Source organism: Aeromonas sp. 102P (assembly GCF_051920345.1).
Classification (GTDB): Bacteria; Pseudomonadota; Gammaproteobacteria; order Enterobacterales; family Aeromonadaceae; genus Aeromonas; species Aeromonas veronii.
Genome location: NZ_JBQBCZ010000001.1, coordinates 3,992,283 through 4,014,310, shown reverse-complemented (window position 1 = coordinate 4,014,310; position 22,028 = coordinate 3,992,283). Strand labels below are relative to the sequence as shown.

Below are 22,028 nucleotides of genomic sequence, written 5' to 3'. Positions count from 1 at the left end.
CCGTCGGGTGCAATGAGGATAATAGTTACAGCATGGGCAAATCACTGGTCATAGTGGAGTCTCCGGCCAAGGCCAAGACGATCAACAAATATCTGGGCAAGGACTACGTGGTGAAATCCAGCGTTGGTCATGTTCGCGATCTGCCCACCAGCGGCAGCGCCAGCACCGAGCCCAAGAAACCTGTCATTCGCGGCATCAAGTTGAGCGAATCCGAGAAGGCTGCCAAGGATCGCAAGGCCCTGTTTGCCCGGATGGGTATCAATCCGACCGCTGGCTGGCAGGCCAACTACCAGATTTTGCCCGGCAAGGAGAAGGTGGTCAGCGAGTTGCAAAGTCTGGCCGAGAAAGCCGACACCATCTATCTCGCAACCGACTTGGATAGAGAAGGAGAGGCGATCGCCTGGCACCTGCGCGAGATCATCGGTGGCGATGACAGCCGCTACAAGCGCGTGGTGTTCAACGAGATCACCAAGAGCGCCATCAAGGAGGCGTTTGCCCAGCCATCCGAACTCAATATTGACCGCGTCAATGCCCAGCAGGCCCGTCGTTTCCTCGACCGCGTGGTGGGTTACATGGTCTCCCCGCTGCTGTGGAAAAAGCTGGCTCGTGGTCTCTCCGCCGGTCGGGTGCAGTCTGTTGCGGTGCGTCTCATCGTCGATAAAGAGCGCGAAATCAAGGCGTTCGTTCCGGTTGAGTTCTGGGATCTCAATGCCGACCTGCTGACTGCCGACAAGAGCGATCTGCGGATGGAAGTGGTCAGCCGCAACGGGGCTGACTTCAAGCCAGTGACCCAGGCCGAGACCTTCGCTGCCGTGGCGGCCCTGGAAGGGGTCGACTACAAGGTGGTGAACCGGGAAGACAAGCCGACCGGCTCCAAGCCATCCGCGCCGTTTATCACCTCCACCCTGCAGCAGGCGGCTTCTACCCGTCTGAGCTTTGGGGTCAAGAAGACCATGATGATGGCCCAGCGTCTCTATGAAGCGGGTTACATCACCTATATGCGTACCGACTCCACCAACCTCAGCAAAGAGGCGGTTGAAGCGGTGCGTGAATATATCGGCGAGCAGTATGGCGCGGCCTATCTGCCAGCCGAGCCGAATCTGTATGGTGCCAAGGCCAATGCCCAGGAAGCGCACGAGGCGATCCGTCCCTCCAACGTACAGGTGACTGCCGAGATGCTGGAAGGGATGGAGCCGGATGCCATGCGTCTGTACGACCTCATCTGGCGTCAGTTCGTTGCTTGCCAGATGACCCCGGCTCAGTACGACTCCTCCACCCTGACTGTCAAGGCGGGCGAGTTCGAGCTCAAGGCCCGTGGTCGTACGCTGCGCTTCGCCGGTTGGACCAAGGCGCTGCCGCCGATGGGTCGCAAGGGCGAAGATAGCCAGCTGCCGGCGGTGACCGTGGGCGAGGTGCTGAAACTGGTCAAGCTGGATCCGCGCCAGCACTTCACCAAACCGCCTGCCCGTTTCACTGAAGCTGCGCTGGTGCGCGAGCTGGAAAAACGCGGCATCGGCCGTCCGTCAACCTACGCCTCCATCATATCCACTATCGTCGATCGCGGATATGTGCGGGTCGAGAGCCGCCGTTTCTTTGCCGAGAAGATGGGCGAGATCGTCACCGATCGTCTGGTGGAGAACTTCGTTGAGCTGATGAACTACGAGTTCACCGCGAAGATGGAAGACAAGCTCGATGGCATCGCCGAAGGGAGCCTGGAATGGAAGAAGGTGCTGGACGCCTTCTACGCCGAGTTTACCCAGGAGCTGGAGAAGGCTGACAAGGCGCCCGAAGAGGGCGGCATGCGTGCCAACCAGATGGTGATGACCGACATCGACTGCCCGGATTGCGGCCGCAAGATGGGTATTCGTACCGCCACCACCGGCGTGTTCCTCGGCTGCTCCGGCTATGCTTTGCCGCCCAAAGAGCGCTGCAAGAAGACCATCAACCTGGTCTCTGCCGACGAGTTTGTCTCCGCCACTGACGGCGAAGAGGCGGAAACCGAAGCGCTGCGCGCCAAGCACCGCTGCGGCGCCTGTGGTACAGCGATGGATGCCTACATCATCGATGACAGCCGCAAGCTGCACGTCTGTGGTCGCAACCCGGATTGCGATGGCTACGAGATCGAGAAGGGCCAGTTCAAGCTCAAGGGCTACGAAGGGCCGAGCATCGAGTGCGACCGTTGCGGCAGCGAAATGCAGCTCAAGAACGGCCGTTTCGGCAAGTACATGGGTTGCACCAACGAGACCTGCAAGAACACCCGCAAGATCCTGAAAAATGGCGACATCGCGCCGCCGAAGGAGGATCCGGTGCCGCTGCCGGAGCTCAAGTGCACCCAGTCCGATGCTCACTTTGTGCTGCGTGACGGGGCTGCCGGTCTGTTCCTGGCGGCCAGCAACTTCCCCAAATCCCGCGAGACCCGCGCGCCGCTGGTGGAAGAGCTCAAGCGCTTCAAGGATCGCATCTCGGCCAAGCACAAGTATCTGGCGGGAGCCCCGCTCACCGATCCGGACGGAAACCCCGCTATCGTGCGCTTCAGTCGCAAGACCAAGGAGCAGTACGTGATGAGCGAGGTCAACGGCAAGGCGACCGGTTGGACCGCTCACTACGACAACGGTACCTGGCAAGAGAGTTTGCCAAAGGCTAAAAAAGCCTGATGAAAAGAGGCCCCGACAAGGGGCCTCTTTGCTTATGGATAGCGGTATACTGAGACAGCTGCAAGGAGTGCAGCTGTCGTCAATCGCGAAGTAGACAAGGAGGTTGAGATGGAGATTAACGAGATCCGGCCGGGCATGAGCTGCATGACCCGGGAAGGGGCGGCCTATGTGCTGGAGGTTGACCGGCAGAGTCTGCTGGTGCTGCTGCAGCGCGCGGACGAGACCATACCGGTGCAGGTGCGCAGCGACGAGATCCTGGCGCCGCTGGAGTGATCCGGCCGTGATCCCCTCAAAACGGCAGTAAAAAAAGCAGCTCGGCCAGATCGGGCTGCCATTGCCACTCCTTCATTCTGACCCGTCCACCAATCACGGGCACGCCCTCTTCCTGCAGCAATCCCGTCTGTCTGTCGAAGCCCGCCGACCCTTTCGGTAACGAGATGGTGCCCGCCGCGCCCAGTACCCGATGCCACGGCAGTACCTTGTCGGTTTCCCGCAGCACCTTGCCTACCAGTCTTGCCCGTCCGGGCAGCCCCGCCAGATCGGCCACCTGACCATAGCTGACCACCCGGCCTGCCGGGATCAGGGCGATGATCGCTTCGATACGGGCAGCTTTGTTCAATGAGCAAATGCCCCGTAAACCCTCGCCCAATCGGGCGGGGATATAAGGGGAGCTAATCTGGTGTTTTCTGCGATGCCACATACGCCTTCAGCGTTTCGATAGTGGCCCCTCCTGCGCTACAGGCAAAGTAAGAGCGTGACCACAGCATCCCACTATTGCTCTGTTTCCGTAGATGCGTATTCAAAATCCGCACATGGCGGCTGCTGATTGACTTCAAATTGTTGACCAGCACGCTGATGGACAGCTTGGGCGGATAAGCAACGAGAAGATGAACGTGATCGGCTTCTCCATCCATCTCCAAAATCTCCACCTCCAACTTCTCGGCTGCGGACAAAAACGCGTGGCGCATCTGTTCGATCATGGTGCCGTCGAGCAGTTTGCGGCGGTACTTTGTGGTGAAGATTAAATGCACAACCAGCTTGCTGACGGAATGACGTTTGCGCAGATAGCCAGTGAAATCAATGTTGTGCTCACTCATTTGAAATGTCTCGAATTAAAGCATATAGTGCCTGAACTTTATCAGTGAGCAGTGACCGTGAAAAGAGCTACTAAAGTACGCCTTTACCCAACAAACGAACAGGCTGCATTTTTAAATGCCCAGTTCGGAGCTGTGCGGTTTGCGTACAACAAGGCTCTTCGTATTCAACGGCACATGTTCAAGCGCCGTGGTGTATCCCTGAAGCCCAAGCGTGACTTGAAACCGCTACTAGCGGTGGCAAAAAAATCGCGCAAATATGCCTGGCTCAAAGAGTACGATTCCCTCGCCTTGCAACAGGCAGTGATCAATCTGGACAAAGCATTTGCCAACTTTTTCAACCCTAAGCTCAAGGCTCGGATGCCGACTTTCAAGAGCAAACGGGGCAGGCAATCGAGCTACCACCCCAACGGGAAGGTACTGGCCGATGCTATCCAGCTACCGAAGATGACGCCGATCAAAGCAGTGCTCCACAGGGACATCAAAGGAACAATCTCTAGCATCACGATCAGCCGTGGCCCGACAGGGAAATACTACGCGTCAATTCTCAGTGATGATGGCTGCGAAGCGCCCGCCAAGCCGACACTCATCACAGATGTGACAGGCTGCGACATGGGGCTGTCTCACTATCTCATCGCGTCCAACGGCAAGAAGATCGACAACCCGCGTCACCTTATCAATGCCAGCCGCAATCTGCGGCGCAAGCAAAAATCGTTATCTCGCAAAAAAAGAGGCAGCGCCAACCGAGCGAAGGCACGGATACAGCTGGCCGCCCTGCACGAACGTGTAGCCAACGCCCGCGCCGATTTTCAGCACAAACTCTCCCGAACGATGGTTGACGAAAACCAAGCGGTCATCGTAGAGACATTGAAATCAGCGAACATGATGAAGAATCACAACCTAGCCAGAGCCATAGGAGATGCGGGCTGGCATGGATTTATCATGAAGCTGGAGTACAAAGCAGAGGCGCAGGGGAGACACGTGGTCAAGCTAGACCAATGGTTTGCCAGCTCGAAACTGTGCAGCTGCTGCGGGCACAAGATGCCTGAAATGCCATTGCATCAGCGCAGTTGGGCTTGCCCAGCATGTAATGCGGAGCATGACCGGGATATCAACGCGGCCATGAACATCCGACAGCAAGGCATATTGGAATTAAAAGCGGCGGGACACGTCGTTTCTACCCATGGAGGCCAGCGTAAATCTGCCAATTCGGCAGTAGCGGCCTAAGAAGTGGGAAGCCTCGCCGCTTGCGGCGGGGAGCAGTCACGATGGACTTGATTCAATGCTCATAGACCCGATTCGTCAAAAACAACAGAAGCGCCATTGTGGCGCTTCTGTCATGGAGCTGGCAATGATTCAGCCGAAGGTCTGGCTAAGCCCCTTCAGTTGCTTGGCCCGTTCCAGCAGAGCCTGACTGGAGTGATCGACATCCAGCATCTTCTGACTGTTGGCGTGGGAGTACTCGGAGATCTGGTGGATGCTGCGGCTGATCTCCTCCACGACCGCTTGTTGCTGCTCAGCAGCGGTGGCGATCTGGGTGGAGTGTTCGGTGACCAGCTCTATCTCTGTCAGCACGGTATGGAGGCTGCTGGCGCCCTGGCGGGTCATCTCGGCACATGCGCGGGTCTGCTGCAGGTTCTCCTGCATCATCCCTTTCCAACGTCCCAGCGTGTGCTGGATCTGCTTGATGCTGCCCTGGATCTGCTCGGTCGCCTTGTGGGTGCGGGTCGATAGAGTTCGCACCTCGTCTGCGACCACCGCAAAACCACGGCCCTGCTCCCCGGCGCGAGCCGCTTCGATGGCGGCGTTGAGGGCGAGCAGGTTAGTCTGCTCGGCGATGCCCTGGATCTCGCCCATGACACTGCCAATCCGTTCGGATTCGCTGGCGAGCTCCACTGCCGAGTTGAACGCCAGCTCAGCCTGTTTGGCGAGCTGTTCGATCTGCAGCTCGGTCTGGTTCAACTGCTGGTTGGTTTGTTCACAACGATTGCGAGCTTCGTTGACCTGACCGTTGGAGTCCTGAATGTTGCGGGCGATCTCGTGAGCTGTGTTGGCCATCTGAGTCATAGCCGTAGCCATCTGCTGGGTCTGGGCATCTTGCTCGTTGATATCGAGACAGGCTTGATGAGAGGCCTGCTTCAGATTGATGGCCAGGGTTTGCAGAGGTGCCGTGGCATCGTTGATCCGTCCCAACACGGTTCGGATGCGGGCTTGAAGCATCTTGATATGAAAATCGGCAATGGCGCCGGGGTTGTCACCGGAGTAGACCAGCCGGGTCAGACTGTCATATTCACGGCCCAGTTTCTGCAGATAGTGGGGCAGGGCAAAGAGCTCGCGCCAGTAGGCTCCGCCAATAAGCAACAGGGGCAGCAGCATCAGCAGGACGGTCATGGCCCCTTGACTGGCGAAGGTCCAGCCCATCAGGCCGAGCAGCAGCAGGGTAATGGCCGGGGTGCGTACTTTGGCAAGAGAGGGGAGGTTGCTGCTGTTGCCGCGCTCGGCCTTGAGCAGTGCCTGGTAGGTCTGAGCGGCGATGCGCTTGAATTGGGGCTCGGGCTTGCAGCGTACCGACTGGTAGCCGCTGATCCTGTTGCCTTCATAGATGGGGGTCACATAGGCATCTACCCAGTAGTAACGGCCATCCTTGCAGCGGTTTTTTACCATACCGCGCCAGGGTTTGCCCTCCTTGAGGCGGGCCCAGAGATCGGCGAAGGCGGCCTTGGGCATGTCGGGGTGGCGTACCAGATTGTGGTTGTGTCCCACCAGTTCATCGACCGTGTAGCCTGCGATTTCGCAAAAGGCCGGGTTGGCGTAGGTGATCACCCCGCGCAGGTCAGTGGTGGAGACCAGTTGTACGTCGGCAGGAAACTCCACTTCGCTATCTAGGGTATGGACGTCTCTGCGGGCCATAGGAATACGCTCCGATGTTCTTGTTGATAATGTTGTCGTTGTTATTGTAGCAGATCTGGAGGTGGCCGCAGGCTCGCGCCAGCAGGAGGCAGACCAGCTTCATTGGGGGCTGGATTTTGCCAATAATGGCGGATGAATGGTAGGGGGAAGTTGATGTTTTGTTGGTTAATCGTAAAAAAGGCGGCCAATTGGCCGCCAAAGTAGAGACAACATTACCTCTGTGGCATCCGGTAGCGCACCTGCAACTGATCGAGGATCTGCAGCTGACCCGGCAGGCGGGCGGCGAAGTGCTCCCAGCCCTTGTGGGCGGGATCGCTCCAGGCCACCTCGGCCGTGGCCAGCATACGCGGGAACAACATGTAGTCGAGACGATCACGGCTGGTGATCAATTCTGACCACAAGGGGCTCAGCACCCCGAGGATGTTATCGTTGGCATGGAAATCGGCTGGGGCAGGATCGCAAGCATAAACCTGCTCCAGATTGAGGGTCCCCGCCCAGTAGAGGCCGGGTTCATGAATATCGGCGCTCCAGGCCAGATCCAGATAGAGGAACTGGGCGGGCGCCATCACCACCGGATAACCGGCTGCGGCAGCATCCAGCCCCGCCTGAAAGCTGGTCCAGGCACAGATGGCCGCTTTGCGGCTCACCTTGTCGCCATGCAGGATCTCCTCCCAGCCGATCATCTGTTTGCCTCTGGCGGCCAGATAGCGCTGACAGTGCCGCAGCAGATGGCCCTGCAGCTCACGGCAGTCGGCGTAGCCCTGCTCGGTCATCAGCTGCTGGCAGGCGGGGCTGTCGGTCCAGACCCCGGTCGGCACCTCGTCACCCCCCATGTGGATCTGGGGGCCGGGGAAGAGTTCGCACACCTCGTCCAGCACCGCCTCCAGGAAGCGGTAGGTGCCGGGCAGGGCGGGGTTGAGCACGTTGTCATCGAAATGCTGGACCGAGCGGTAGCGGGAGTGATCCGCCGTTTCGATCAGCAGCTCGGGCAGTGCCTTGATGGCAGCGTGGCAGTGGCCCGGAATGTCGATCTCGGGAATGACAGTGATGCCGAGCTCACTGGCATAGCTCACCAGCTCCTTCACCTCGCTCTGGGTGTAGTAGCCGCCATAGGGTTCGGCACCGCCACTGAGCTGGGGGGCGATCGCCAGATCGTGGCCGCGCCAGGCCCCCACGTCGGTCAGCTCCGGGAAGGCCTTTATCTCGAGTCGCCACCCCTCGTCATCGGTCAGGTGCCAGTGGAAGCGGTTGAACTTGTAGAGGCTCATCAGCTTGAGCAGGCGCTTGATGGTGGCCGGAGTGTGGAAGTGGCGGGCGCAGTCGAGAAAAATGCCGCGAAAGCCAAAGCGCGGGGCATCCTCCAGCGTGATGCAGGGCAGGCTCTCCCCATGTTGCAGATACCACTGGGCCAGAGTCACCAGCCCGTGGCGCCAGCCCGCTTCGTCGGCGGCGGCAATCACCACCTCCTGCGGCGTGATGGTCAGTTGGTAGGCTTCGGGGGCCAGTCTGGCCTCGGTCAGCCGGATTTCAGCGTCGTGATCCTGCTCCAGCGCCAGCGATGTGAGTTCGTTGAAGTGGGCCAGCAGCTTCGGCACATCGTGAGGGGCGCTGACATGAGCCCGCTCGGCCAGCCGGAAGTTCCCCTCCAGCAGTACCAGATGGGCCGGTTGTGGCACTATACCGGGCTGGGGCTCGACATCCGGCAGGTCGGGGCGGGTTACCGGCGGGTTTTCCAGTCCGAGATCCTGCGCCGCCAGCGTCACCGGTAGCAGCTGGGCACCTGTGGTCGCCTCCGGCAGGCTGAGAAAGAAGCCCTGCGGCATGTCGGAGAGCTTCTTGATGGGCGTCTGGCGGCAGCAAAAGCGCAGCTCGCAGCTGCCAGCGTTCGGGACAATCACCTTGTAGCTGCCGCTCTGGCGCTCCAGCTCCCCCCCTTGCAGGGAGTCGGGGTCGATATGGCGAGCCAGACAGAAGTGCAGTTTCCACCGGGTATCCGGCATGCGGGATAGGGTGAAAGTGAACCAGACATCCTCTCCGTCACGTCGGGCGACCTGGGTGTGGATCAGGGGTGTAGACATGGAAAATCCTCTGATTGGGCAAACAGGATGGCGCCATCGAGCGCATCTGCCTGGGGGGGGATCAGGTTGAGTTGGCCGAGACGGGGAGCGAGGCGGGTGCCAATCCCCCCCAGCAGGGCGATCTGTCTGGCACCGAGCTGGGTCATTCCCTCCAGCAGGATCCGCAGTTGTTCGCAGGTTTCGTCCAGCAGCTGATTGGCGAGCTCGTCGCCATCGCTGGCGGCATCGAATACCCAGGGGGCAAAGTGGCCATAGTCCGCCGGAATGGCGCGGGCGGCCCAGCGTACCACCTCGGCCTGATCCCGCTTGAAGCGATCCATCAAGCGGATGGCGAGGGTGCTGGGGGGCAGAATGCCGTCGTGGCAGAGCAGAGATTGCTGGATGGCGCGCAGCCCGAGCCAGGCGCCGCTGCCTATGTCCGAAATGGGGAAGCCGCGGCCGGAACAGGTGCGGATCTGCCCTTCCTGATAGATCAGCCCCACCGAGCCGGTACCGGCGATCAGGATGGCCCCCTCACGGCCACCAAAGGCGCCGAGGCAGGCACCGAAGGCATCGGAGGTGAGCCTGACGCTGGCGAAGGGGAAGGGCATCTCGAGCAGGGCGTGATAGCAGTCGGCCAGCTCGGCGGAGGCGAGCGCCAGCCCGACCCCCATCTGCTGTTCGCACTCTATTCCGAGCCCGGCCGTAAGGCGGGCGCTGGCGATGGCAGCCAGCACATTGGCGTGGGCATGGGGGATGCCCAGCTCCAGATTGGAGCCGGCCGCGCGCCCCTCTCCGAGCAGCTTGCCCGCCCGATCCCGAATGCGGGCGCGGGTGTGGGTGCCCCCGCCATCGACGCCTACCCAGAACTCAATCATGGCGACCTCCCTGCTCATTTCGAGCACTCAGGGCGCTCTGCCAGCTGATGGCAAGGGCAAACCAGGCTGCGTGGGGGATCCACTGCTCGCCCCAGCGCCAGTTCTGATCCAGCCGATCCTTGTACTCCTCCGGAATAAAAGCCACGTCGTTTTCGTCATCAAACCCTGAGGTGATGCCGTTGCAGATACCCCCCTGCGCATTGGGATACCCGGCGGTATAGGCGGGGTTGTTGATGCCGTGGCCCGCCAGCATGCAGGCATTGAAGGGGTTTTGCCCGAGGATCCAGTCGAGTTGGCGTTGGCCATAAGTGAGCAGCGGCTGGCTCTGGCGGGGGAAGTGGCGGGCGCCAGCAAAGGCCATGGTCGCCAGAGAGGCGAGGCGGGCATTCTCACCCTGCCACCAGTAACCGGACTCGTTGTTGTGGGGCATAAAGAAGCTGACGCGCGGCGCTTCATCCACCCCTTTCACATATTGGCGGGCGAGGGAGAAGGGGTTGCCCGCCCGTGCGCACAGTGCCAGCTCGGCGGCCAGCGACTGCTCCACTACGGTTTGTACCCGGGCCTGGTGCCCCTGATCCGGCTCTACGCCCAGATATTCCAGCAGCGCCAGCACCGGCAGACCCGCCTCAGCGGCGTGGTAGTAGGGGCGCGAGCCATCCTCGTTGGCCGACCAGTAGTGACCCAGCTCAGGATGAGGGCGCTGGCGGGCACAGAGTTTGCTGGCACGGGCTCTCGCCTCATTCAGCCACTCGTTGCCGAAGGTGCGGGTCAGCTCCACCGCCGCCAGCAGGGCGCAGTAGTCGTCGATGATGTTCTCGACCCCGTCATCGAGGTAGGCAAGGTTGTGTTCGCACAGATGCAGGTAGCCGCGTTTGGCTGCCTCGGCGTAGCGGCTGGCATCGAAGTCGCCACTGACGCTCTCGCGGGCGGCGCGGGCCAGCGCGGCGATGGCCATGCCGCCCCCTTGGCGAAAACCCGCCTGCCAGTTGGCGGATTTGATCCCCTGCTGAGTGGCGTAGGTGCACAGCTCGCGTTGGGCGGGATCCTTGCTCCACTTGTCGAACAGGGTCATGAAGAAGAAGCCTGACTCATCCTGCATCCGGCAGAGGAAATCGGCGCCGTGCAGCGCCTCGTCATTGAGCCGCTTGCAGAGGTTCACCCCGTCGATATCGCGGCGCGGGGCCAGCAGTTCCCGGCACTTGAGCAGAGCCCACACCACCATGGGGGTCTGCTGGGGGTTGAGGTAGTTGGCGTAGGAGAGGTGGCTCAGGTACTTGCTCATGTCGCCGCTGGCATCGAACCAGCCGCCGTGCACATCTTTGTGCTGGTCGGTGCCAAACAGGCGGGCGCTGCGGTCGGCCCGATCGAAGGTGCCGCTGGCGCGCTGGCCCTTGAAGTAGTGGAGGACATCGGAGAGACAGCGGCTGGCCAGCAGATCCTGGCCGATGGCAAAACGGGTGGAGCGGACTATGCCTTGGGCAGTGATCGCCTCCAGCCGATAGTGGCCGGGCTCCTTGAAGGCGGAGAAGTCGGCACGCCAGTAAGCGCGGCCCTGCCAGCCGGGGACGCTGCCAGCCGGTTGCAGCGGGGTTTCAAACAGGATCTGGCCATCGTCGAGGCGTTGCAGCCTGACATAGCCGCCGAGATCAGGGGCGGGGGAGGTTTGCAACAGGGCGACCTTGTGTCCGTCGCACTCGTAGCCCACCTGATTGATCAAGAGTTCCATCAAGGTATTACTCCTGTGGTTCACCGCCGGGCGGTGAGGCACATCACGGGGCTGTGGCCGCCCCGTATCGAGGCATGGCCGGACAGGGTTGTCCGGCCGGTATCGGGTTCACTTTCACTCGTAGAGGTAGCAGCGCACGAAGTGGTTGTCGGCAAGCTTGGTGATGGGGGGCAGTGCCTCCTTGCAGCGGGGCATCGCCTGATTGCAGCGCCCGGCAAAGGGGCAACCGCAGGATTCCGGCGTCCAGAGCGGGATCTCCCCCTTGCGGCCTCCTTCCAGCTCGGCGTGGATGCTCTTCTCCGGATCGGGCACCGCCGAGATGAGCAGCTGGGTGTAGGGGTGCTGCGGGTGGTGCAGGATCTCGTCCACCTCGCCCCACTCCACCATGTGCCCTACATACATCACAGCCAGATCTTCCGCCACATAGCGGGCGGTGGCGATGTCGTGGGTGATGTAGAGCATGGAGACGCCGAGCTCGTTCTTCATCTGCTCCATCAGGTTGAGGATGCCGATGCGAATGGAGACGTCGAGCATGGAGGTGGGCTCGTCCGCCAGCACCACTTCCGCCTCCACCGCCAGATTGCGGGCGATGTTGACCCGCTGGCGCTGGCCGCCGGAGAGCTGGTGCGGATACTTGGCCGCCGTAGCCTTGGCGGGGGTGAGCCCCACCTTCTCCAGCAGGGCGTAGACCATGTCTGGCAGCTCTTTCTTGTCGATCACCTTGCTGTGCAGCAGCAGGGGGCGGGCGATGTGGTGATAGATGGTGTGGGTCGGGTTGAGCGAACCGAACGGATCTTGCCACACCATCTGCACGCTCTGGCGATAGTCCAGCAGGGCGGTGCCCTTGTTGAACTCCTCCAGATCGTGGCCGCGATAGAGGATGCGTCCGGCACTGAGCTTGTACATCTTGGCGATGATCTTGGCGATGGTGCTCTTGCCGGAGCCCGACTCCCCGACCACCGCCAGGGCGCGGCCCCGGTGCAGGTTGAAGGTGATGTCGGAGAGGGCCCGCATCTTGCCACTCTTGATGGCATTGGAGTTGATGGGGAAGTCCTTGTAGAGGTGCTGGACTTCGATGATGGGTGCATCGGTTTTGGCGATTTGCATGACAGACATCCTTAACAGCCAGCGGCCTTGTCCAGATAGATCACGGAATCTTGTTGCAGTCCCTGCTCCTCATAGAGGTGGCAGGCGGTCTGTTGCCCGGGGCGGATCTCGGCCAATTTGGTGTACTCCTGACGGCAGCGATCGTGCACCTTGCCGCAGCGGGCCTGAAAGCGGCAGCCGACCGGCACCTCCAGCAGGTTGAGCGGGGTGCCCGGGATCCCCTCCAGCACCTTCTTCGGCCCGTGCAGGGGCGGGAAGGAGTTGCCGAGCCCTCTGGTATAGGGGTGCAGCGGCGCGGTCAGGATCGCCTTGGAGGGAGCGACCTCCACCAGTTCACCGGCATACATGATGCCGATGCGATCGCAGAACTCCACCATCAGGGAGAGGTCGTGGGTGATGAACAGAATGGAGAAGTTGAACTTCTCTTTCAGGGCATAGACCTTCTGCAGGATCTCCCGCTGCACCACCACATCGAGTGCCGTGGTCGGTTCATCCATGATCAGGAGCTCGGGGTTGAGCGCCATGGCGATGGCGATCACCAGCCGCTGGCGCATGCCGCCGGAGAACTGGTGCGGGTAATCCTTGAGCCGGCTCGGGTGGATATCGACGATGGTGAGCAGCTCCTGGGCGCGCTTGATCGCCTCGTAACGGGTCATGCCGGGGTTGTGGGCCAGCAGCACGTCGCAGAACTGCTCCTCCATCCGCAACACAGGGTTCAGGGCGTTCATGGCGGACTGGAATACCACCGACACCTGTTGCCAGCGATAGGAGCGCAGCCGCTCGTCACCGTAATGGAGGATGTTCTCCCCTTTGAACAGGATCTCGCCACCGCTGATGTAGGCGGGCGGCTTGTGCAGCCGGGCTACCGAGAAGGCGACGGTGGATTTGCCGCAGCCCGACTCACCGGCGAGACCGAAGATCTCGCCTTGTCTGATATCGAAGCTCACCGAGTTGACGGCGCGCACGTCGCCATTTTCGGTGATGTAGTCGAACGCAAAGATTGCGTACTGACAGCAGGGGATGCTTGTTCATGCTGTCTTCTCCTGTGCGGCAGAGAGCGGTGTGGCGACCGGTGTGGCCAGTTTCTTCCAGCGGCTCAACCCTTTGTGGGAGCGCAGCTGCGGGTTGGCGATCTCGTCGATGGCGAAGTTGAGCAGGGCCAGGCCAGCACCCAGGGTGGCGATGGCGAAGCAGGGAGCTAGGATCTCCCACCAGGCGCCGACCAGAATGGCACTGGAGGTCTGGGCGTTGTAGAGCATGATGCCCCAGCTCACCACGGTCGGGTCGCCGAGACCCAGGAATTCCAGGGTCGCTTCGGTGACGATGGCGTAGATGATGGAGCCGATAAAGCTCACCCCGATGATGGAGATGAGGTTGGGCAGGATCTCCACCAGAATGATGCGCCAGGCCGGCTCGCCCAGCACTTCGGCGGCGATGACGAACTCCTTCTCGCGCAGGGCAAGTGTCTGGGCACGGATGACCCGCGCGCCATAGGCCCAGGAGGTCAATCCTATTATCACGGCAATTACCGCCGGCGACGCCTCCCCGATAAAGCTCGCCAGCACCAGTAGCAAGGGGAGGTTGGGGATCACCAGCACCACGTTCATCAGGAAGGTGAGGCACTCATCCACCAGACCGCCGAAGTAACCGGCGGTGATGCCGATGGCGACGGCCAGGGTGCAGACCAGCAGGCCTGCGCTGAAGCCCACCAGCAGCGAGATACGGGCACCGTTGGTGAACTGGGCCCAGATATCGTGGCCCATGCGGGTTGAACCCATCACGAACTCGGCACTGGGCGGCTGGTGCGGGCGAGCCACCCGTTTGGTCGGCTCGTTGCTGGCCAGAATGGGGGCAAAGAGGGCCATCAGTACGAAGGCAACCACGATGGCGAGGCCACAGGCAGCCTTCTTGTTGCCCAGCAGGATCTTGAGAATGGTCGGCATACGCATCTTATTTGCCTCCTGTACGCAGACGGGGATCCAGGAAGACGTAGAGCACGTCGGCCAGGAAGTTGAAGCTGAGCATGGTGATGGTCATGATGAGCAGCTGCCCCTGAATGAGCGGGTAGTCGCGGGCCAGAATGCCCTGATAGAGGGTCAGTCCCAGGCCGGGATAGTTGAAGATAACTTCGGTGATGAGAGAGCCACCGATGACGAAACCGAGCGCCATGGAGAGGGCGGTGACGCTGGGCAGAATGGCGTTGCGGGCGCCGTAGTTGAAGATCACCCGGTTGCTGGAGAGCCCCTTGGCCTTGGCCATGGTGATGTAATCCTCGCCCAGCAGGTTGATCATGTTGTTGCGCATGGTGATGAGAAAGCCCCCCACCTGCACCACGGCCAGAGTCAGCACCGGCATGATGGCGTGGGTCATGATGCTCTTGATGTGCTCCCAGCCCCAGTCAGCCTTGATCTCCGGGCTGTAGGCGTAGCCGATGGGCAGCCACTCGAGGCTTACCCCGAACAGGAACAGGGCGAGCAGGGAGACCACCACCGGCGGAATGGCCTGCATCACCAGGGTGAGCGGGGAGAGAATGCTGTCCATCCGGCCGCCGCGATACCAGGCGGCGAAGATGCCGACGATGGAACCGAGGGAGAAGCTCAGGATGGTGGAGGTGCCGACCAGAAACAGGGTCCAGCCGATGGCACGGCCCAGCACGTCAGAGACCTGCTGCGGGTAGAAGCGCACCGAGGTGCCGAGATCCCAGGTGAAGACACTCTTCACATAGGTGAGAAACTGGGTGCCGATGGGGCCGTCGACAAAGCCGAAGGTGGCTTTGAGGGCTTCCAGGGCTGCGGGTTCCATCATGGCGCCAGCGCGGGCAAACATCACGGAGACAGGATCCCCTGGCATGGCACGGGGTAACAGGAAGTTGATGGTGGCGGCTACCAGAAAGGCAACCAGATAGAAGGAAAAGCGTCTCAGTATGAATCCCATGATAGTACCTTTTACTGCAAGTCTGCCCCGCGTCGGGTATAGCTACCCCAACCCCGGCGGTGCCGGGCAAGAAAGGGGTTAACGGGGAAGATGGCCCCCCGCAGGGGGCCGGGATTGTTTAGCTGTTTGGCTTGAGGGACAACACGTGCAGCAGACGCTCAGGGGTGTCCGGGTGGAGCTGAGGTTTGGCTACCGGGTTATCAGCACTGAACCAGCCGTTGAAGCGCTTGGTGCTGTACTCATACCAGGTCGGGTTGTTGAAGACCGGAATGATGGTCTGGTTGGCACCAACACGATCCTGGATGGCGAACATGATCTCCTTCTGCTTGGCCGCATCGGCGGTCTGGGTGAAGTCATCGATCAGCTTGTCGAGCTCGGGGTCCTTGTAACGGGGCGCGGCGAAGCGGTTGCCACGGTCGCCCATGTTGCGGGAGTGGAACGCGGTCTCGAAGTACTTGTGCGGGTTGGCACCGGCAAAGTAACCCTGCAGGGCGACATCGAAGTCACCGGTGATCAGGTTCTCGGTCCAGACGGTTGCTTCCGGGGTGGCGGTCTTGGCGTTCAGGCCCAGCGCCTGCAGCCCTTCTACACCAATCTGAACTGTGTTGACCCAGTCGGTCCAGCCGTTCGGTACCAGTACCTTGAACTCGATCTTTTTGCAGCTCGGGGTGTCGAGGAACTTGTCGCCGTCACAATCCTTGTAGCCTGCCTCTTTCAGCAGGGCCTTGGCCCCTTCCAGATCGAACTTGTTGTACTTGCCGTACTTCTTGTCCACTTCCGGGTTGTTCCAGGAGTCAAAGGCTTTGCCCAGACCTGACGGGTACTCGTTGACGGTGGGGTAGCCGTAGCCCGCGATATCCACCATGGACTGGCGGTCCATCGCCATGGAGAAGGCGCGGCGGAAGTTGATGTCGTTGAAGGCTTCGTTATTGCCCGGGTTCTTGGTCTGGAAGTTGACGTTGAACGCCACGGTACCGGAGGCCGGGAACCAGTATTTGTTGTTCTTCGGATCGTTGCCGACGTAGAGGCGCTCGATATCCGGTACGAAGGAGCCAAACCAGTCGATGTCACCCTTCATGACAGCAGCCAGCACCTGATCGTTGGTGGCCATCTGCGGCATGCGGATACAGTCGATGGCGAGGTTGGCGTTATCCCAGTAGTGCGGGTTGCGGCACTGGGTATAGAGCTGGGCGGAGAAGTTGTCCACTTCGGTGAAGGGGCCAGTACCAACCGGCTTGTCGTTGGTGAAGGCAACCGGATCTTTCACCGATTTCCACTGATGCTCCGGCACGATAGGTACCAGCACCAGATCGTTCACCACGTTGGTGTTGACCTCGGTCAGGTCGAATTTGACCTTGTTGGGGGCCAGCTTCTCGACGCTCTTGATCTGGGTCCAGATTGAGCGCTCATCCAGCGCCTTGTTGGCCTTGACCAGATTGAAGGAGAAGATGATGTCATCGGCATCAAAGGCTTCGCCGTCAGACCACTTCACGCCGTCACGCAGATCGAAGGTGACGGATTTCAGGTCATCGCTGAATGCATAGTTGGTGGCCAGACGATAGACGGGTTTGCCCCCTTGCATATCGTTGAAGATCACCAGCGGTTCATAGATGAAGTGACGGGTGGTGTGCAGCAAGCCCGCTTGCAGGAAGGGGTTGAAGTTCTTGACCCAGGCGGTTTCCTGCTGTGCGACCATGGTCAGCACGGTTTTGTTTTCTGCGGCCATGGCGTTACCGGCGGCACCGGCAAGCATCATGGTTCCCAGCATTACAGCGGTAGAGATTTTGGATACTTTGGCAAGCATATGTTTTCCTTTCTTATTTTTTGGCATTCCCGAGGGTTCGCCTTGTTTTGTGTGAGCACCGGTTTCGCATGCTGATGAAATCGGCCCTCTGTGTTGGTCAGGTGTCTAACCTTTGTCGTTCTGTTTTCCAACGCCCTAAGCAAACCAGAATTAACAGGAAAACAACAACTATTGATTTCGTTGTTTTCGTAAAAATTGACGGTGTTACGTCAATCTCGTCAAAATGCCTTTTTATCTGTTTAAAATCATTGCTTTGCGTTATTTGCTCTCGCGTAGAAAGTGGCTGTGAAAATGGCGTATATGACAAATTTGTGAATTGGATCTGCTCTCGGTTTCGGAGTTGTGCGGGGCTTTGTTTTGTGCAAAAAGAAACCAGATTGCCAATTGTGATCCGGCGCCCGTTTAGGGCGCCGTGTCACGGCTTGCGGTTGGCGAGTTGACGCAGGGTCTGGGCGCTGTGCTGCAACTGCTGGCGCTGGTGGTCATTGAGCGGGCAGTGGCCCAGCACATACTCGGTGGTGGCCACCACCGTCTTCCAGCGTGGCGACTTGGGCAGGGTGTCCAGACTCAGGTATTTGTCGAGGGTACGGGTCTGCGGGCTGGATCTGTCCATATAGACCCGCCACAGCTTGCTCTTCTCCGCCAGCACGATTTTGCCCTTGCCGGTCCCCTGCTGCCAGACATCCAGGGTGAGCTGCATGGTCTCTACCAGCGCCCGGCGCAGCGGCTCGTCATCCTGCTGGCGAATGAGGTCGTCGGCCAGCGAACGGAACTCGCCACCCAGGCGGCTCAGCTCGCCCAGCAGCTGTTCATCTTCGATGATGGCTTGCCGCGAGAGGTTCTTGAGGGCGTTCTCCAGCGCCATTACCCGGTTCTCATCCTGACGCAGCTCGGTACTCAGAGTGAGGGCGAAAGCGGCCTGTCCTCCGAGCGCGATGGGCAGGGCACGGGCGTTGAGCACATCTTTTTGCCCGGCCACCAAAAATTCCAGATTGTGTTCCCGCTCGCTGGCAAGGTCGGGCCACTGCTGTTGCAGCGGGGTGGCGAGCCACTCATTGAGGGGCTGCCCCTCCATGGCTTCCGGCTCCTGTCCCAGCAGGCGCGCCAGCACCCGGGAGGCAAACAGCACTGTGCCCTGCTCGTCGATAAAGATCATCGGGTCGGCCCCTTCACCGAGCAGGGCCAGCAGCCGCTGCTGATCCTGATGCAGCCGATCCTGCAGGGTGAGGCGATGTTCGATCTCCTGCTTCAAGAGCCGGTTCTCTACCAGTGAGGCGCGTCCGGCCTTGGCCTCGAGCAGTGCCTTGACCCGGGCAAACAGCTCCTCCTTGCAGAAGGGTTTGACCAGATAGTCGTTGGCACCGGTCCCGAAGCCCTCCTCGATATCCTTGGGTTGGTTAAGGGCGGTGAGCAGCAGCACCGGCAGCATATCTTTCGGGTGCTGCTGGCGCAGGCGGCGGCAGACGTCAAAACCGGAGAGGGTGGGCATCATCACATCGAGCAGAATGAGGTCCACCGGCTCTTCGGCCAGCTTGGCCAGCGCATCGTGGCCATCGCTGCTGGGCAGAATGCGGTAGCCGCAGGGCTGCAGCAGATGGCGCAAGATGTGCAGGTTGATGGGCTCGTCATCCACCACCAGAATGAGCGGCGCATCCTCGGGGGGAGGGGGCAGATCGTCGCTCTCCCAGTCCGGCAGGATCAGCGGTTGCTGGCGCACCAGCTGATGCTCGATCTGGCGGCTGTCGAGAGTCAGATTGGCCGCTTTGCCGGTGGCAAGGGGCAGGGTAAAGGCGAAGGTAGAGCCAACGCTCGGCTCGCTCTCGACAAACAGCTCGCCCCCCATCAGGTGCACTAGCTGGCGGGTGATGGAGAGACCAAGGCCGGCCCCCTGCTTGCTTACCTCCGGGCTCATCTGCACCAGCGGTTCGAAGATATGCTCCAGATGCTCGGGGGAGATACCGATGCCGGTATCGGTGACCTTGATGCGCAGGAAGTTGTTCTCGACGATGGCACTGAGCACCACCTTGCCCTGTGGCGTGTACTTGATGGCGTTGCCCACCAGGTTGTAGAGCACCTGTTCGAGCCGCTGCTCGTCGGCCAGCACCGGCGGCAGTTCGGCCGGGCTGATATCCACAAGGGTGAGGGGTTTGGCCTGCACCAGATGCTGGCAAAGATCCAGCACCAGCCGGATCACCCCTTTTGATGAGACGGGCTGAGAGTGGATCTCCAGCTGGCCGTAGCGCATCTGATGGTAGTCCAGTAGATCGTCCACCAGACGGGCCAGGCCGTCGGCGCTCTTGATGATGAGGCCGAGCTGCTTTTGTTGCCCTTCGGTCAGATCCTGCTGGCTGGCGAGCATCGATTCCGCCATCCCCTTGATACCGTGAATGGGGGTGCGCAGCTCGTGGGAGGTGTTGGCCAGCAGTTCATCCTTGAGCTTGTCCGCTTGCTGCAGGCTGAGGTTCTGCTTGTGGGTCAGCTTGACCTGCTGTTGCAGCTCCTGGGTCTGCTGTTCGATCAGTTCGATCTTGTCCTTCACCGAGCGCTGCATATGGCGAAACGCCTCGGCCAGCCGGTCGATATCATCGCCGGTGCGCTCGATGGCGATGGGGTGATCCAGTGCACCGTCGGCCACCTGCTCGGCCGCTTCGGTGAGAGAGCGCAGCGGCGCCGTGATGGAGTGGGAGAGCCAGCGGGAGAAGAGGATCAGCAGCAGCACCGAGCCTGCACCCAGCACAATCACCAGCGTTTCCAGCTGGCGGATCGGGGCATAGGCTTCCCGGGTGGAGATCTCGGCGATAAAGGCCCACTCGGTGTCGAACACCTTCACTTGGGTGTAGGCGGCCAGCACCTCGTCATCCTGATAGGAGTGGAACAGCCCGACACCCTGCTCGCCGGAGAGCGTCTTGGTGATGAGCGGCGTTTGCAGCGGCCGGAAGTTGGGGCTGAAGCTGTTCTCGACGCTGAACTCCGGCGCCAGCCAGGCATCGGCGCGCATCCGCTTGTCCGGGCCGATGAGGATGGTCTCGCCGGTTTCGCCCAGCCCCTCCCGCTCCGCCATGATCTGGTTGAGCTTGTCCGGCAGCAGCTCGAAAATCACCACACCGCGCACATAGTCGTACTGCATCACGGGGGCCGCCATGTAGGCGACCACCTGCCCGGTCAGCTCGTTGCGGCCAAAATCGGTGAATTCGAAGATCTGCTGCGGCTTCTGGCCGCCATCAAGACGGCGTTTGATCTTGGCGAAGGTCTGGCCCAAGCCACTGCCCTGGTAGGGGCCGGAGAGCAGATTGGTGGCAAAGTTAGGGTGCTTGGTGACCGAATAGACCACATCACCGTTGAGGTCCACCAGAAAGATGTCGCTGTAGTTGGACTTGCGCACCATGTCGGCATAGCCGCGATGAAAGCGCTGGTGCACCCGGCCATACATCTCGTCGGCGAGGATCAGCGCCGTAATGGAGGGTTCGATCTCTACTTGGCTGTCCGGTTTGCGCAGTTGATCCCAGGAGCCGGGCAGATAGCGGGCCTGGGCACGGCTGCGGGCCTCCTGCGGTGTGGTGCCCAGCTTCTCGAAGGCGCCGGTAAAGCCATAGAAACGGCCGATACTGTTGCCAGCAAAATCCTGCTGGGAGAAGTTGATGATCTGCTCTTTGAGGTTGTTGAAGTAATCCTCGAGCTGACTCTTCTTGATATTACGAACGGAGACCAGATGGTTGGAGGTCTGGGTGGTGAGATCCTTGCCGTGGCTGTATAGGAAGAAGAGGGTGATGACCAAAAAGGGCACCATGCCCAACATGAAAAAAGCCAGCATTAACTGCGGCCTGAGCCCACGAAGCGTGAAGATCCATTTCATCTTGTGATTTTCAATTGAGAATCCGGTTATTAAGCCGCTCAAGTCTCGAACGAAAGCGTAATCATTTCAACGACTTTATCCCAAATTCGCTTGGTGGGTCACAGCTGGCTGGAGAAAAATGCAGCAAGGCGTTTAAACCCTGAGCAAACAGTCTGCATCAGGGCTTAAATTGCGAAAAAGGGGTTGTGCTGGCGCTCGTGGTACGTATAATGCGCCTCGTTGTCAGGCAACTGGCACGAAAGCAGTAACGCGGGAATAGCTCAGTTGGTAGAGCACGACCTTGCCAAGGTCGGGGTCGCGAGTTCGAGTCTCGTTTCCCGCTCCAATTTTCCATCACACCAACGATGGAACTCACTTTCAAGACAATCAGTCTTGTCAGCATGGCGCGTTAGCAAAGCGGTTATGCAGCGGATTGCAAATCCGTTTAGTCCGGTTCGACTCCGGAACGTGCCTCCATATTTTCTCTGTTTATCTCAATAATCACTCTTCGAGACCGTGAAGCTTGGTCAGTATCCTTGCTGTACCAGTAACTGTTCACAGCCAGCCTGTTTCCACTCGCGCTCGAGATAGTGGCTCACATCCGCCATGTTTTGCCCCCGATATTGAAACTGCACCTCGGCACTGTGCTGGTTGAGATCCGCAATCCGTTGCTTCAGTGTGCCGCATTGCCACAGGCTGACGGTGGGCACGCCCCGTTCGGCCAGCACGATGGCATCTTCCCGATTCAGTTGCCACTCCTCCAGTTGTGCCCGTGTCAGGGCAACCATCAGCACCAGCAGTGCCACTTCCGGCAGTTTCATGCGTGTCTCCCTACTGCATGTTTTTCCCCTGATAACTGTGGCAAAGCGCACGATTTTCGCAAGTTTGTTAACTGTTGGTTAATAACGTAACCCGTTTTCAGTATTTCCCGTTTTTCACCATTTTTTTATAAAAAAATGCGTTGATGATGTAGTAATCCTACATGGAGTGGGGTAATCTTTGCTCAGTGGTCTTACCAGTAAGGAGTTACAT

Annotated in this window: 15 protein-coding genes, 2 tRNA genes and 1 pseudogene; 5 read left to right on the top strand and 13 right to left on the bottom strand. The window is 60.0% G+C overall.

From position 1 onward, the window contains the following. Positions 1–32: 32 nt before the first annotated feature. Both topA and ACTG1K_RS18800 read left to right on the top strand, forming a co-directional pair. Positions 33–2,654 carry a type I DNA topoisomerase gene (topA, locus tag ACTG1K_RS18805; RefSeq protein ID WP_440006341.1) on the top strand — a complete coding sequence of 874 codons (2,622 nt, stop codon included), beginning with the start codon at positions 33–35 and terminating at the stop codon, positions 2,652–2,654. 108 nt (positions 2,655–2,762) lie between these two features. Further along, positions 2,763–2,927, top strand: coding sequence for a hypothetical protein (locus tag ACTG1K_RS18800; RefSeq protein ID WP_005334891.1), 165 nt, complete (start codon positions 2,763–2,765; stop codon positions 2,925–2,927). Positions 2,928–2,943: 16 nt separating this feature from the next. On the opposite strand, the gene ACTG1K_RS18795 is transcribed toward ACTG1K_RS18800, so the two are convergent. Beyond that, complete coding sequence (locus ACTG1K_RS18795) at positions 2,944–3,273, bottom strand: MGMT family protein (RefSeq protein ID WP_440006339.1); 330 nt, start codon at positions 3,271–3,273, stop codon at positions 2,944–2,946. A 52-nt stretch (positions 3,274–3,325) separates the two neighbouring features. Further along, a complete protein-coding gene (gene tnpA, locus ACTG1K_RS18790) occupies positions 3,326–3,751 on the bottom strand; it encodes an IS200/IS605 family transposase (protein WP_440005151.1) in 426 nt (141 codons plus the stop codon). 51 nt (positions 3,752–3,802) lie between these two features. Between tnpA and ACTG1K_RS18785 the strand changes: the two genes are divergently transcribed. Next, positions 3,803–4,975 (top strand): RNA-guided endonuclease TnpB family protein, encoded by a 1,173-nt coding sequence (locus tag ACTG1K_RS18785; RefSeq protein ID WP_440005582.1) that lies wholly within the window; start codon positions 3,803–3,805, stop codon positions 4,973–4,975. Positions 4,976–5,104: 129 nt separating this feature from the next. Here ACTG1K_RS18785 and ACTG1K_RS18780 read toward each other — a convergent pair whose 3' ends face one another. The 10 genes and pseudogenes from ACTG1K_RS18780 to ACTG1K_RS18735 all read right to left on the bottom strand — a co-directional run bounded on the left by ACTG1K_RS18780 (position 5,105) and on the right by ACTG1K_RS18735 (position 21,017). Next, positions 5,105–6,658, bottom strand: a complete 1,554-nt coding sequence (locus tag ACTG1K_RS18780) for a methyl-accepting chemotaxis protein (protein WP_440006337.1) — start codon at positions 6,656–6,658, stop codon at positions 5,105–5,107. A 212-nt stretch (positions 6,659–6,870) separates the two neighbouring features. Next, complete coding sequence (locus ACTG1K_RS18775) at positions 6,871–8,736, bottom strand: beta-N-acetylhexosaminidase (protein WP_440006335.1); 1,866 nt, start codon at positions 8,734–8,736, stop codon at positions 6,871–6,873. Continuing rightward, complete coding sequence (locus ACTG1K_RS18770) at positions 8,721–9,593, bottom strand: BadF/BadG/BcrA/BcrD ATPase family protein (RefSeq protein WP_440006333.1); 873 nt, start codon at positions 9,591–9,593, stop codon at positions 8,721–8,723. The genes ACTG1K_RS18775 and ACTG1K_RS18770 overlap by 16 nt, the downstream gene beginning before the upstream one ends. Beyond that, entirely contained in the window at positions 9,586–11,319 is a 1,734-nt protein-coding gene (locus tag ACTG1K_RS18765) for a glycoside hydrolase family 9 protein (RefSeq protein ID WP_368210786.1), read from the bottom strand. The genes ACTG1K_RS18770 and ACTG1K_RS18765 overlap by 8 nt, the downstream gene beginning before the upstream one ends. A 114-nt stretch (positions 11,320–11,433) precedes the next feature. Next, complete coding sequence (locus tag ACTG1K_RS18760; RefSeq protein ID WP_005353824.1) at positions 11,434–12,426, bottom strand: ABC transporter ATP-binding protein; 993 nt, start codon at positions 12,424–12,426, stop codon at positions 11,434–11,436. Positions 12,427–12,437: 11 nt separating this feature from the next. Further along, positions 12,438–13,458: pseudogene (locus ACTG1K_RS18755) on the bottom strand (ABC transporter ATP-binding protein). Further along, the gene (locus ACTG1K_RS18750) at positions 13,455–14,375 is read right to left on the bottom strand and encodes an ABC transporter permease (RefSeq protein ID WP_005353820.1); all 921 of its coding nucleotides are present in this window, start codon (positions 14,373–14,375) and stop codon (positions 13,455–13,457) included. The pseudogene ACTG1K_RS18755 and the gene ACTG1K_RS18750 overlap by 4 nt, the downstream one beginning before the upstream one ends. Before the next feature lies 1 nt (position 14,376). Beyond that, positions 14,377–15,360: an ABC transporter permease gene (locus tag ACTG1K_RS18745; RefSeq protein ID WP_005334871.1), complete on the bottom strand. Its 984-nt coding sequence runs from the start codon at positions 15,358–15,360 to the stop codon at positions 14,377–14,379. A 118-nt stretch (positions 15,361–15,478) separates the two neighbouring features. After that, positions 15,479–17,164 carry an ABC transporter substrate-binding protein gene (locus ACTG1K_RS18740; protein WP_005353816.1) on the bottom strand — a complete coding sequence of 562 codons (1,686 nt, stop codon included), beginning with the start codon at positions 17,162–17,164 and terminating at the stop codon, positions 15,479–15,481. A gap of 415 nt (positions 17,165–17,579) precedes the next feature. Further along, positions 17,580–21,017, bottom strand: a complete 3,438-nt coding sequence (locus ACTG1K_RS18735; RefSeq protein WP_440006330.1) for an ATP-binding protein — start codon at positions 21,015–21,017, stop codon at positions 17,580–17,582. Positions 21,018–21,266: 249 nt separating this feature from the next. Between ACTG1K_RS18735 and ACTG1K_RS18730 the strand changes: the two genes are divergently transcribed. Beyond that, positions 21,267–21,342 (top strand) — tRNA-Gly (locus tag ACTG1K_RS18730). Positions 21,343–21,399: 57 nt separating this feature from the next. Next, a tRNA-Cys gene (locus ACTG1K_RS18725) sits at positions 21,400–21,473 on the top strand. A 50-nt stretch (positions 21,474–21,523) separates the two neighbouring features. On the opposite strand, the gene ACTG1K_RS18720 is transcribed toward ACTG1K_RS18725, so the two are convergent. Then, on the bottom strand, positions 21,524–21,817 hold the full coding sequence (locus ACTG1K_RS18720; protein WP_005347702.1) for a hypothetical protein: 294 nt from the start codon (positions 21,815–21,817) through the stop codon (positions 21,524–21,526). Between the last annotated feature and the right edge of the window lie 211 nt (positions 21,818–22,028).